At 61.1% G+C, this 12,525-nt stretch carries 11 protein-coding genes; all 11 read left to right on the top strand.

Features of this window, described 5'->3' with window-relative positions:
* The first annotated feature begins 111 nt into the window (after positions 1-111).
* Positions 112-1,332 carry an argininosuccinate synthase gene (locus IG627_RS05865; protein WP_193190971.1) on the top strand — a complete coding sequence of 407 codons (1,221 nt, stop codon included), beginning with the start codon at positions 112-114 and terminating at the stop codon, positions 1,330-1,332.
* A gap of 181 nt (positions 1,333-1,513) precedes the next feature.
* The gene (gene ccoN, locus IG627_RS05860) at positions 1,514-2,968 is read left to right on the top strand and encodes a cytochrome-c oxidase, cbb3-type subunit I (protein WP_193190968.1); all 1,455 of its coding nucleotides are present in this window, start codon (positions 1,514-1,516) and stop codon (positions 2,966-2,968) included.
* A gap of 11 nt (positions 2,969-2,979) precedes the next feature.
* Positions 2,980-3,597: a cytochrome-c oxidase, cbb3-type subunit II gene (ccoO, locus tag IG627_RS05855; RefSeq protein ID WP_193190960.1), complete on the top strand. Its 618-nt coding sequence runs from the start codon at positions 2,980-2,982 to the stop codon at positions 3,595-3,597.
* 24 nt (positions 3,598-3,621) lie between these two features.
* A complete protein-coding gene (locus IG627_RS05850; RefSeq protein WP_193190950.1) occupies positions 3,622-3,819 on the top strand; it encodes a cbb3-type cytochrome oxidase subunit 3 in 198 nt (65 codons plus the stop codon).
* Positions 3,816-4,724, top strand: a complete 909-nt coding sequence (gene ccoP, locus IG627_RS05845) for a cytochrome-c oxidase, cbb3-type subunit III (RefSeq protein WP_193190947.1) — start codon at positions 3,816-3,818, stop codon at positions 4,722-4,724. The genes IG627_RS05850 and ccoP overlap by 4 nt, the downstream gene beginning before the upstream one ends.
* Positions 4,725-4,861: 137 nt before the next feature.
* Positions 4,862-6,280, top strand: coding sequence for a cytochrome c oxidase accessory protein CcoG (ccoG, locus tag IG627_RS05840; RefSeq protein ID WP_193190944.1), 1,419 nt, complete (start codon positions 4,862-4,864; stop codon positions 6,278-6,280).
* Positions 6,281-6,367: 87 nt separating this feature from the next.
* Positions 6,368-6,940, top strand: coding sequence for a FixH family protein (locus IG627_RS05835; protein WP_226864767.1), 573 nt, complete (start codon positions 6,368-6,370; stop codon positions 6,938-6,940).
* 13 nt (positions 6,941-6,953) lie between these two features.
* Entirely contained in the window at positions 6,954-9,440 is a 2,487-nt protein-coding gene (locus tag IG627_RS05830) for a heavy metal translocating P-type ATPase (RefSeq protein WP_193190940.1), read from the top strand.
* 2 nt (positions 9,441-9,442) lie between these two features.
* Positions 9,443-9,634 (top strand): cbb3-type cytochrome oxidase assembly protein CcoS, encoded by a 192-nt coding sequence (ccoS, locus tag IG627_RS05825; RefSeq protein WP_193190938.1) that lies wholly within the window; start codon positions 9,443-9,445, stop codon positions 9,632-9,634.
* Positions 9,635-10,357, top strand: coding sequence for a sulfite exporter TauE/SafE family protein (locus tag IG627_RS05820; protein WP_193190936.1), 723 nt, complete (start codon positions 9,635-9,637; stop codon positions 10,355-10,357).
* A 443-nt stretch (positions 10,358-10,800) separates the two neighbouring features.
* Positions 10,801-12,519, top strand: a complete 1,719-nt coding sequence (locus IG627_RS05815; RefSeq protein WP_193190934.1) for a glycosyl hydrolase family 18 protein — start codon at positions 10,801-10,803, stop codon at positions 12,517-12,519.
* Positions 12,520-12,525 lie beyond the last annotated feature (6 nt).

Here is a 12,525-nt window from a genome sequence, read left to right as displayed (position 1 = left end):
TGGGCACACCTCCAAGAATAATCCCCCCAGACCGACGCAAATTCCGTAGCCTGCAGCGCCCGGCGCTGTGGCGTTTTTGTGGTGGCAGCACACTCCCAGCAGAGGACAGCAATGAGCAAAATCGACAAGGTGGTACTGGCATATTCCGGCGGTCTGGACACTTCGGTGATTGTGCGATGGCTGCAGGAAACCTACGGCTGCGAGGTGGTGACTTTCACCGCCGATATCGGTCAGGGCGAGGAAGTAGAGCCGGCGCGCGCCAAGGCGGAGGCCCTGGGCGTCAAGGAGATCTATATCGACGACCTGCGCGAGGAGTATGTGCGCGACTTCGTCTTCCCTATGTTCCGCGCCAACACCATCTACGAAGGCGAGTACCTGCTGGGTACCTCCATCGCCCGTCCGCTGATCGCCAAGCGCCTGATAGAAATCGCCAATGAGACGGGTGCCGACGCCATCTCCCATGGCGCCACCGGCAAGGGCAATGACCAGGTGCGCTTCGAGCTGGGTGCCTACGCGCTGAAACCGGGCATCCAGGTGATCGCGCCCTGGCGAGAGTGGGATCTGGGTTCGCGCGAATCGCTGATGAATTACTGCGCCCAGCACAAGATTCCGGTGGACTTCTCTTCCGGCAAGAAGAAATCCCCCTATTCGATGGACGCCAACCTGCTGCATATCTCCTACGAGGGCGGCAGTCTCGAGGATCCCTGGGCGGAGGCCGAGGAGGAGATGTGGCGCTGGAGTGTGAGCCCGGAGGTGGCCCCGGACCAGCCCACTTATATCACCCTGACCTTCGAGAAGGGCGACCCTGTGGCGATCGACGGCGAGCGCATGAGCCCGGCGACCCTGTTGGAGAAGCTGAACAAGCTCGGCGGCGCCAATGGTATTGGCCGCCTGGATATCGTCGAAAACCGCTACGTGGGCATGAAGTCCCGCGGCTGCTACGAGACCCCCGGCGGTACCATCCTGCTGAAGGCCCACCGCGCCATCGAGTCCATCACCCTGGATCGCGAAGTGGCGCATATGAAAGATGAGCTGATGCCGCGCTACGCCAAGCTGATTTACAACGGTTACTGGTGGTCCCCGGAGCGGGAGATGCTGCAGGCGGCCATCGATGAATCCCAGCAGGTGGTCAACGGTGAGGTGCGCCTGAAACTGTACAAAGGCAGTGTCAGCGCCGTGGGCCGTCGCTCTGCCGACAGTCTGTTCGACGAGCGTATCGCCACCTTCGAAGAGGATGCCGGTGCCTACGACCAGAAGGATGCCGAGGGCTTTATCAAACTGAACGCCTTGCGTTTGCGCATCGCGGCGGGCAAGGGCAGAAAATTACTCTGACAGAGAGACGGCCGCGGGCGCTAGATCAGCTGCCGCGGGCGAATGATGCGTTTAAATCGTCGCCCGGCAGCTGGCGGCGGCTATCGTGAAGGCATAGAGCCGCAGGTTTCATTGCGGCTTCTGCACGTTCAGCCCTCACGCACAATCGCAGTGAATTTTAAAAAGCAACGGAAGTAACACAATGACGACAGCGGTGGCAAAGACCGGCCCTGTGCCGGACTATGACTACAAGATCGTGCGCCAGTTCACCATTATGTCCGTGGTCTGGGGCATCTTTGGTATGGGCATGGGTGTACTGATTGCGGCGCAGCTGGCCTGGCCGCAGCTCAACGACATCTGGCAGCCGTTCTCCCACTTCGGACGCCTGCGCCCGCTGCACACCAATGCGGTGATCTTCGCCTTCGGCGGCAGCGTGCTCTTCGCCACCTCTTACTATGTAGTGCAGCGCACCTGCCAGACGCGTCTCTGGGGCGGCTGGCTGATTCCCTTTACCTTCTGGGGCTGGCAGGTGGTCATTATCGCCGCCGCCATTACCCTGCCGATGGGCTATACCTCCACCAAGGAATACGCCGAGCTGGAGTGGCCGATCGATATATTGATTGCGTTGATCTGGATCGCCTATGCGCTGGTGTTCTTCGGCACTATTGCCCAACGCAGGACCTCCCACATCTACGTGGCCAACTGGTTCTTCGGTGCCTACATCATCACCATTGCGGCGCTGCATATCGTCAATAACCTGGAAATCCCGATCTATCCGTTCAAGTCCTATTCCATTTTCTCCGGCACCAAGGACGCGATGATCCAGTGGTGGTACGGCCACAACGCGGTGGGCTTCTTCCTGACTGCTGCCTTCCTCGGCATCATGTACTACTTCGTGCCCAAGCAGGCCAACCGTCCAATCTACTCCTACCAGCTGTCCATCGTGCACTTCTGGGCGCTGATCTCCATCTACGTCTGGGCGGGCGGTCACCACCTGCACTACTCGGCACTGCCTGACTGGACCCAGAGCCTGGCGATGGTGATGTCGATCATTCTGCTGGCGCCCTCCTGGGGCGGCATGATCAACGGCATCATGACCCTGTCCGGCGCCTGGCACAAACTGCGCACCGACCCGACCCTGCGCTTCCTGGTGGTATCCCTGTCCTTCTATGGCATGTCCACTTTCGAAGGGCCGATGATGTCCATCAAGACGGTCAACGCCCTGTCCCACAACACCGACTGGACCATTGGCCACGTGCACTCCGGTGCACTGGGCTGGGTGGCGATGATCTCCATCGGCGCCCTCTATCACCTGGTGCCGGTGCTGTGGAAGCGCAAGGAAATGTACAGCGTGAAGTTGATCAATGCGCATTTCTGGCTGGCCACTGTCGGCACGGTACTGTACATCGCCGCCATGTGGGTCAACGGCATCACCCAGGGCCTGATGTGGCGCGCCTTCAACGCCGACGGCACCCTGACCTACAGCTTTGTCGAGAGCGTTATCGCCAGCCACCCCGGCTACGTGGTGCGCCTGATCGGCGGAGGCTTCTTCCTGTTGGGCATGCTGCTGATGGCTTACAACGTCTTCCGCACCGTTACCGAAAAGGAAAACGAAGCCCACAATGACAATACCGTCAGATCGGTACAGCCGGCGTAGGAGGTCAGAAAATGAAAAACCATGACATAGTAGAAAAAAACGTCGGCATCCTGATCGTACTGACCATCGTTGCCATCAGTTTTGGCGCCCTGGTGGAAATCGTCCCGCAGTTCTTTACCAAGGCCAACAACGAGCCCATCGCCGGGCTCAAGCCGCTGGGCCCGATCGAGCTGGAGGGGCGCGATATCTATATCCGCGAGGGCTGCCACGTCTGTCACACGCAGATGATCCGTCCGCTGCGCGCCGAGGTAGAGCGCTACGGCCACTACTCCATGGCCCAGGAATCCGTGTACGACCACCCCTTCCTGTGGGGCTCCAAGCGCACCGGTCCGGACCTGGCCCGGGTGGGTGGCCGCTACTCCGACGAGTGGCAGCGCGCGCACCTGTACAACCCGCGCAGTGTGGTGCCGGAATCCATCATGCCGGCCTATCCGTGGCTGTTCGACAATGTGGTCACCGGCGAATATACGGCCAGGAAAATGGAAGCCCTGCGCACGGTGGGCGTGCCCTATACCGACGAGGATATCGCCAACGCCTCCAAGCCCTTTGTCGGCGGTAAGGTGATGGAGATTGACGCCCTCGTGGCCTACCTGCAGCAACTGGGCACCCTGGTGCAGCAGAAGCGCTAGAGGCAGTGGAATAGGGATTCGCACATGATCGACATATTGCGACAAATTGCCGTCGTCCTGGGAGCCCTGGCGTTCCTGGGAGTCTGTTGGTGGGCCTTTTCCCCCAAGCGCAAAAAGCGCTTCGAGGAGGACGCCAGGTTGCCGTTCGAGGATGAAGAGCTTTCCGAAAAATCGGCAGAAAACGCCAGCAAAAAACAAGAGAAGGGGCAGGACAAAAAATGAGTACATTCTGGAGTGTTTGGGTAATTGTGCTCACCCTCACCAATCTGGGACTGGTTACCTGGGTGCTGTTTGCCAACCGCAAGGTGGCGGTGGACGACCAGGCGGACCCGGAAAACAAAACCACAGGTCACGTCTACGACGGTATCGAAGAGTATGACAACCCCCTGCCCAAGTGGTGGTTCTTGCTGTTCGTAGCGACGCTGTTCTTTACTGCGGCCTACCTGGCGGTTTACCCGGGCCTGGGCAACTTCAAGGGCCTGTCCGGTTGGACCTCTGTCGGGCAGCTCGAGAGCCAGCAGGCCAAGGCGCAGGAGAAGTTCGACGAGACTTTTGGCAAATATGTGGAAATGCCGATCGAACAGATCGCGGATAACCGCGAAGCACTCAAGATGGGTGCGCGCATCTTTGCCAACAACTGCGCCGTGTGCCACGGCGCCGACGGCGGCGGCAACTACGGTTTCCCCAACCTGACCGACGGCGATTGGCTCTACGGTGGCACACCGGAGAAAATCCTCGAGACCCTGCACAATGGTCGTCAGGGCCTGATGCCACCGCAGGGACCGGTCATCGGTGAAGAGGGCGTGAAGAACACCGCCGAGTATGTACTGGCGTTGAACGGCCTGGAGCACAATGCGGAAATGGCGGCCGAGGGACAGAAAGTCTTCGGCACCGTGTGCATGGCCTGTCACGGCGCGGACGGCAAGGGCAACCAGGCACTGGGAGCCCCCAACCTGACCGACAACGTCTGGCTCTATGGCGGCAGCCGTGAGCAGATTCAGCACACCATTCGCGGCGGCCGCAAAAACGAGATGCCGGCGCAAAAGGGCAAGCTGCGTGAAGACAAGATCCGCCTGGTGGCGGCCTACGTCTACAGCTTGTCGCGTCAGGAAGACGTAGAACAGTAAACGATAATACCTGGAGTCGCGGCCCGTTTCGGGCCGCACGGGATACGGGCGCTGCAGGGACGAAGAAAAAAAGCCTCATAGCTTGGCCAGACGAACCTACCCGTGCGCAGTTTTCGCCCGGGTAATGTGAGGTTTTTGTGAGTGATTTGATACCTACCCGCGAGGAGCAGGATGGCGATGGCGAAGTGCGCTATCGCATGCTCTACGAGTCGGAAGACAAGGTCTACATTCGCCACATTCGCGGCGTCTTCACCCGTATTCGCAAATACACCGGCCTGCCCCTGCTGGCACTCTTCTTCTTTATTCCCTGGTTCAATATCGAGGGGCGCCAGGCGGTGTATTTCGACCTGCCGACGCGCAAGTTCCATATTTTCTGGAGCTCCTTCGGCCCGCAGGACGGTTTCCTCCTCGCCTGGCTGCTGATCATCGCCGCCTTTGCCCTCTTCGCCGTCACCACCTGGCTGGGACGTGTCTGGTGCGGTTTCACCTGCCCCCAGACTGTCTGGACCATGATGTTTATCTGGGCCGAGCGGATCTGCGAGGGCGACCGCAATAAGCGCATGAAACTCGACGCCGCCCCCTGGAGTATGGAGAAGGTACTGCGGAAGGGCGGTACCTACGGTATCTGGCTGTTTATTTCCGTCGCCACGGCACTGGCGTTCGTCGGTTACTTCTACGGCATCCGCGACCTGGTGGTGGACCTGGCGACTTTCAATGCCCACCCGCAGGGCGTCTTCTGGGTGGCTTTCTTCACTTTCGCCACCTATATGAACGCCGGCTTCCTGCGCGAGCAGGTGTGCAAATACATGTGTCCCTATGCGCGCTTCCAGTCGGTGATGTACGACCAGGATACGCTGGCGGTCTACTACGACGCCCGGCGCGGCGAAAGCCGCGGGCCGCGCAAGAAGGGCATCGACTATCGCGCCGAAGGCATGGGTGACTGCATCGACTGTTACTGGTGCGTGCAGGTGTGTCCGGTGGATATCGATATTCGCGACGGGTTGCAATTCGAGTGCATCAACTGTGGCCTGTGCGTGGATGCCTGCAACAGCGTGATGGACAAGATGGACTATCCACGCGGGCTGATCCGCTTCACTTCCGAAGACGAGCTGGAGACGGGCAGGACCAGCTTCCTGCGCCCGCGCCTGTTCGGCTATGCCCTGGTGCTGCTGGCGATGGTCGGCCTGTTTGCACAGCAGGTGCTGACCCGCAGCCCCATTGAAGCGGAAGTGCTGCGCGACCGGGGTGCGCGTATGTATCGCGAGTCGCAGGGACTGATCCAGAATGTGTACACGGTAAAAATCAACAATATGGATCGGGAAGCGCACGAGTTCTCCATTGGCGTCGAGGGTGTTGCCGGCTACGATTATTCGTTGCGCAAACCCAGGGAGATCTACCTGCAGGCGGGTGAGATTTTCGCTGTGCCTATTCGCGTAAGTGTGCCCAAGGAGCAACTGAAGAGAACCAAGCACGATATCTATATTGTTGTGCAGGCGGTGGACAAACCGGAACTGATGGACAAACACCAGACGGTGTTTATCGGGCCGAAACAGTAGATTCAGAGACTCGGAACGACATTCTTGCTGCAGCAAGGTCGGGCCGCAGTTTCCCGTAGGGTGATTATGCAAAATATGAGTGAAGAAATGGCTAAACCCTGGTACCGCGAATTCTGGGTCTGGATGGTACTGTCGCCGCTGATCCTGACGGTTGTGGTCAGTTCCGTGATGGTTTCCATCGCTGTGCGCCATGCGGATGATACCGTCAGCGATACCTATTACAAAGACAGCCGTATGTATCACTTCACTGCGGATCAGGATAAGCGTGCAGCGGCGCTGGGCCTGGCGGCCATGGTGCAGTTCGGTGAAGACAGCAGCCCTGAGCACTCAAATGACAGCCCTGAGCGCCCAAAGAAAACCCCTGAGCGCAAAAAAAGTACCGTGACCCTGGAACTGAACGGGGAGCTGGAATATCCACAGCGGCTGCTGCTGACCCTGAGTCACCCGGTGGAGGCGGATATGGATCGCCATATCCTGCTGGAACAGGTATCCGTCGGACGCTACACGGGTAGCGTACCGGGAGATTTGCAGTACCGTTGGTATCTGCGGCTGATGCCGGAGCTGAACCCGCAACAGCATCAGAAGGCCGAGTGGCGCCTCAAGGGTGAGATCAATTTCGATCTCGGTCGCGCGGCACCCCTGAATCCCGCCAGCCAATGAGCGCCGCCTTTCGATGAACGCTACCGCCTGCTACCACTGCGGCCTGCCGGTGCCCGCCGGCAGCAACCACTCGGTGAATATCGGTGGTAGCGAACGCCCAATGTGCTGCCCCGGCTGCGAGGCGGTGGCCGGGGCCATTGTTTCCGGCGGCCTGGACAATTTTTACCGCTATCGCGACGGCAACAGCGAGCGGCCCGAAGATTCCATTGCACAAACCGCGCAAGAACCCGACCGCTGGGCTGTCTACGATTTGCCCGAAGTGCAGCGACAATTTGTGTGCGACCTTGGCGAAGGACAAAGGGTAGCGGCCCTGCTGATCGGCGGTATCAGCTGCGCCGCCTGTGTGTGGCTGATCGAAAAGCACCTGGGCCGGTGCGAAGGGGTGGACAAGGTGGCGGTCAACGCCAGCACCCAGCGCGCACAGATCTGTTTCGATCCGGCCCGGGTGAACCCAAGCCAGCTGTTCGCTGAGCTGGAGTGCATCGGCTACCGGCCGGCGCCGGCCACTGCAGCCAATAGCGAGAGTATGATCCAGCGTGAACAGCGCAGTGCCCTGCGGCGCCTCGGTGTGGCCGGGCTGGGTACCATGCAGGTGATGATGTTCGCCGTTGCGCTCTATTTCGGCGCCAGCAGTGGTATTGAAGCGGATCTGGAACGTTACCTGCGCTGGGTTTCACTGCTGGTTGCGACACCGGTGGTCCTGTACTCAGCGCGCCCGTTTTTTGCTGCGGCCCTGCGCAGCCTGCGCGCCCGCCACCTGAGTATGGATGTACCGGTATCCCTGGCCATAGGGCTCGCCTATGCCGCCAGCTTTTACGCCACGGTATTCGAAACCGGTGAGGTGTATTTTGAATCCATTTCCATGTTCACCTTCTTTCTGTTGCTCGGACGCACCATCGAGATGCGCGCGCGCCACCGCGCCGGCCTCGCCAGCGGTGGACTGGCACAACTGTTACCGCTGACTGCGGCGAAGATTGAAGGCACCGAAATACAGAATGTACCCGTGGCGGCGCTGGTGGTCGGCGATCGTATTTTGCTGAAACCTGGCGATACCATTGCCGCCGACGGCGAAGTGATCGACGGGGAAAGCGGTGTGGATGAATCCCTGCTCAGCGGCGAGTCGGCGCTGCAGCAGAAAGCGGTGGGGAGTAGCGTCTACGCCGGCAGCGTCAACGGCGATTCCACCCTGAAGGTTCGCGTCACTGCCGCCGGGCAGGCCACGCGGCTATCGGCGATAGAGCGCCTGGTGGAGCGGGCGCAGCTGCAGAAGCCGCGGCAGGTGGCGCTGGCGGATCGCGTGGCCGGTTACTTTGTCGGCCTGGTGCTGCTGGCGGCCATTGCGGCTTTTCTCGCCTGGTGGCAGATAGATTCGGGGCGCGCCTTCTGGGTGGCCCTGTCGGTGCTGGTGGTGACCTGCCCCTGTGCACTGTCGCTGGCGACTCCGGCGGCACTGGCGTCGGCAACCCTACGGCTGCAGCAGATGGGGCTGCTGGTGGCCGGCGGCAATCTGTTGGAGACGCTGCCGCGTATCGGGCGGGTCGTCTTCGACAAGACCGGGACCCTGACCCGCGGCGAGCCGCGAATCCTGCAGATCGTTGTGCTGCGCGACGGCTGGAGCGCGCAGCGGGTTCAGGATGTGGCCGCCGCGCTGGAGTCCCAGACCAACCATCCGCTCGCGCGCGCCTTCAGTGCCTGGCGTGGCAATCTCAGCGCCAGCGAAATAAAGGTGTACACCGGCTGTGGTATCGAGGGTTCGGTCGACGGCGAGCGCCTGCGCCTCGGTCGCGCGGACTTTGCCGCGCAGCTTGCCGCACAATCGGCGCCGGAAATCCCTTCCAGCGAGGGGCAGTGGCTGCTGTTGGCGGATTCGCTCGGCCCGGTCGCCTGGATAGCGCTGGGAGACCGGTTGCGTGAATCGGCGCAGGCTGCGGTGGCACAGCTGGAGGCGGGCGGCCTCGAGGTGGAACTGTTGAGCGGTGATCAGTCCGCCGAAGTGGCGCGCCTCGCCGACGCCGCCGGTATAGCCCGCTTTCGCGCCGGTGCTTCCCCAGAGCAGAAGCTCGCACACCTGCAGCAGCTGCAGCAAAGCGGCGAACGGGTACTGATGGTCGGCGACGGTCTCAACGACGTACCGGTGTTGTCCGGTGCCGATGCATCGGTGGCGATGATGTCCGCCGCCGACCTGGCCCAGTCCCGCGCCGATGCGATTCTGCTGAACGGCGATCTCAGGGTATTGCCCCAGGCCATCGAGCTGGCGCGCAGGAGCCGGCGGATAGTGAGCCAGAATCTGGCCTGGGCCCTGGGGTACAATGCGCTGGCACTGCCCCTGGCGGTGTGTGGGCTGGTGCCGCCCTGGGCGGCGGCGATTGGCATGTCGCTCAGCTCGCTGGTAGTGGTTTTGAATGCGTTGCGTCTTTCCCGATTCCGTGTGGCAGCGAGCCCCACCGGTGAAAAATCGCCTGCCGGGCAGGTTTCTACAGGTCGGGAGAGCTGGAGTTAAGTTTGGACAGCCTGTATTTCCTGATCCCCATCGCCATCCTGTTTATCGGTGCTGCAGTCAAACTGTATTTCTGGGCCGTAAACAGCGGCCAGTACGACGACCTGGAGACAGAGGGACGGCGTATCCTGTTCGACGACGATGAGGCGCCCCGGGAGCGGACAGAGGCGCGGCCAACAGACGGGGAGGATCGCTGAATGGGCGACTGGGGGTATCTGGCCGCGGCACTGGCCATCGGCTTTCTCGGCAGCAGTCACTGCATCGGCATGTGCGGCGGTATCGCCGGCGCCCTGGGTATGGCGATTCCCGGGCAGAAGACCGCCTGGGGCCAGCTGGTCTCCTATTCTGCGGGCCGCCTCGGCAGCTACACCCTGATGGGGGCCCTGGCCGGCGCGTTGGGCGCCGCGGCACTTCCCGCGCTGACGCCGTTGCGCCTGGCGGCCGGAATAATGCTGATTGCAATGGCGCTCTATATCGCCGGTATCTGGCGCGGCCTGGTGTGGCTGGAGAAGGGCGGTGCCTATCTGTGGCGCTACCTGCAGCCTCTGTCGGCGCGGCTGTTGCCTGTGCAGTCGGCGCCCCAGGCGCTGGCACTGGGCGGGCTCTGGGGCTGGCTGCCCTGCGGACTGGTATACAGCGCACTCGCCTTCGCCCTTGCCCAGGGCAGTAGCTCCGGGGCGGCCCTGGCCATGCTGGCCTTCGGTCTCGGCACTGTGCCGGCCATGTTCGCCACAGGCGCAGCGGCAGCACGGGTGCGCGGCTTTGTACAGCGGCCCGCGGTGCGGCTGCTGTTTGCCGGTGCAATTTTACTGTTCGGCTGCTGGACCATCTGGGGTGCGCTGGGGCACGGCAGCCACGGGGACCACGGCAGTGCTCCGGCAGCGGAGGCGGTAGAGGAGCATCACCATCACCACCACTGAGTCTCTCGCTGGCGCAGGTTTTCACTAACCGAATAAATCAGCGCCAAATTTCCCTGCCCACAAAAAAGGGCGCAATTTTTTCTCTTTTTCTGTGTGACTTTCAGCACTTTGTTGCGAATGCCATCTGGCGTGAAAAGGAGATCGGGGTTATCTTCCGTTACGTACAAATGACAGCGTTATCATTTTTTGATGACAGCGCTGTCCGCGCGTGTGGGACTCAGTAAGGTGCCGGGTAATTTCGTCTGTTTGCGGAAGTCAGTCGTGACAGCGGCTGTAGGGCCGGCAGCGCAACAATTTGTACTTTCGTATCGACACGGCTCGCTGAGGCGGTATCGAAGGAGTACAGCAGTTGTGGGGTCGCGGCGTTTTCCATCGCGGAGTATCTGCGTCTTGTTTCGCCGTTGACCCGTTCGACCCCATCCAAAAATAACGGTGAAAAAATCATGAAAATAATCACGTATCTGCGACTGACAGCCGCGATGCTGCTCGGCCTGCTGGCAGGACAGGCGTACGCTTACGATTGCGGCGGCGTCCAGGTCTATGTCGACGGTTCCGCCTACAGCACGGGCGATATAGTCCAGAACAGCAATGTGGCCTACCGCTGCGATGTGGGTGGCTGGTGCAGCCAGGGTGGCGCCTATGAACCCGGTGCAGGCTGGGCCTGGAATGAGGCCTGGAGCGATCTCGGCGCCTGTGACGGTGGCAGCGGATCCTCTTCCGGCGGCTCATCCTCCAGTAGTTCTTCCTCCTCCAGCAGCTCCTCATCTTCCGGCGGTTCATCCGGCAGTGGCAGTTGCGGAAACCTCCCTGTGTGGTCCGCTGCCGAGGTCTATGTGGGCGGTGACCATGTGCAGCACCAGAGTGTCGAGTACTCTGCCAAGTGGTGGACCCAGGGCGAAGACCCGAGCCAGTCCGGTGAGTACGGGGTCTGGAAAAACGAGGGTGCCTGCGGCGGCAGCTCCTCCAGTTCTTCCAGCTCTTCCGGCGGTTCCTCTTCCTCGAGTTCTTCCAGCTCCAGTTCTTCGTCTTCCGGCGGTGGTTCCAGCAGCGGTGGCGAGCGCCTGGGTGGCTACTTCGTCCAGTGGGGCGTCTACCAGCGCAACTACCATGTGAAAAACATCGTCACCAGTGGATCGGCCGAAAAACTGACCCATATTTTCTACGCCTTCGGTAATGTTCAGGGCGGTCAGTGCACCATCGGCGATTCTTATGCAGACTACGACCGCTTCTACAGCGCTGCCGAGAGTGTCGATGGTGTGGCCGATACCTGGGACGCCGGCGCTCTGCGCGGTTCCTTCAACCAGCTGCGCAAGCTGAAGCAGATGTATCCGCACATCAAGGTGCTCTGGTCCTTCGGCGGCTGGACCTGGTCCGGCGGCTTCGGCCAGGCGGTGCAGAATCCCCAGGCCTTTGCCGACTCCTGCTACAACCTGGTCTACGATTCCCGCTGGGCGGACGTCTTTGACGGTATCGACCTGGACTGGGAGTACCCCAACGCCTGCGGCCTCAGCTGTGACAGCAGCGGCTTCTCCGCCTTCTCCAATATGATGTCGGCCATGCGCGACCGCTTCGGCGACAAGCTGGTTACCGCGGCCATCACCGCGGACGGCAACACCGGCGGCAAGATGGATCAGGCCGATTACGCCGGCGCTGCCCAGTATGTCGACTTCTACAACGTCATGACTTACGACTTCTTCGGTGCTTTTGATGCCGACGGTCCGACTGCGCCGCACTCCGCGCTGCACGACTACCAGGGTATCCCGATTGCCGGTTTCTATTCCGACAACGCCATCCAGGCGCTGAAGAACAAGGGGGTTCCGTCGAGCAAACTCGGCCTGGGTATCGGCTTCTATGGCCGCGGCTGGACCGGTGTCAGCCAGTCGGCCCCCGGCGGTTCCGCCACCGGTGCGGCACCGGGCACCTACGAGGCCGGTATCGAGGATTACAAGGTGCTGAAAAACACCTGTTCGGCCAGCGGCACCGTCGCCGGCACCGCCTATGCCCACTGCGGCAACAATTGGTGGAGTTATGACACCCCGTCGACCATCGCCGGCAAGATGCAGTACATCGCCGACGAGAACCTGGGTGGTTCCTTCTTCTGGGAACTCTCCGGAGACACGACAAATGGCGAATTGATTGAAGCCATGCACAGTAATCAGTAACTTTGA

The organism is Microbulbifer taiwanensis (assembly GCF_014904815.1).
In the GTDB taxonomy this organism is placed as follows: domain Bacteria; phylum Pseudomonadota; class Gammaproteobacteria; order Pseudomonadales; family Cellvibrionaceae; genus Microbulbifer; species Microbulbifer taiwanensis.
Note: the sequence above shows the minus strand (reverse complement) of the source record. Positions and strands in the feature narration are given on the sequence as shown.

What these genes read in the sequence shown, in the direction of transcription:
- ccoN (WP_193190968.1), top strand. Translation starts at nt 1,514, where the DNA reads ATGACGACAGCGGTGGCAAAGACCGGCCCTGTGCCGGACTATGACTAC.
- IG627_RS05835 (WP_226864767.1), top strand. Translation starts at nt 6,368, where the DNA reads ATGGCTAAACCCTGGTACCGCGAATTCTGGGTCTGGATGGTACTGTCG.
- IG627_RS05820 (WP_193190936.1), top strand. Translation starts at nt 9,635, where the DNA reads ATGGGCGACTGGGGGTATCTGGCCGCGGCACTGGCCATCGGCTTTCTC.
- IG627_RS05830 (WP_193190940.1), top strand. Translation starts at nt 6,954, where the DNA reads ATGAACGCTACCGCCTGCTACCACTGCGGCCTGCCGGTGCCCGCCGGC.
- IG627_RS05865 (WP_193190971.1), top strand. Translation starts at nt 112, where the DNA reads ATGAGCAAAATCGACAAGGTGGTACTGGCATATTCCGGCGGTCTGGAC.
- IG627_RS05815 (WP_193190934.1), top strand. Translation starts at nt 10,801, where the DNA reads ATGAAAATAATCACGTATCTGCGACTGACAGCCGCGATGCTGCTCGGC.
- IG627_RS05850 (WP_193190950.1), top strand. Translation starts at nt 3,622, where the DNA reads ATGATCGACATATTGCGACAAATTGCCGTCGTCCTGGGAGCCCTGGCG.
- ccoP (WP_193190947.1), top strand. Translation starts at nt 3,816, where the DNA reads ATGAGTACATTCTGGAGTGTTTGGGTAATTGTGCTCACCCTCACCAAT.
- ccoO (WP_193190960.1), top strand. Translation starts at nt 2,980, where the DNA reads ATGAAAAACCATGACATAGTAGAAAAAAACGTCGGCATCCTGATCGTA.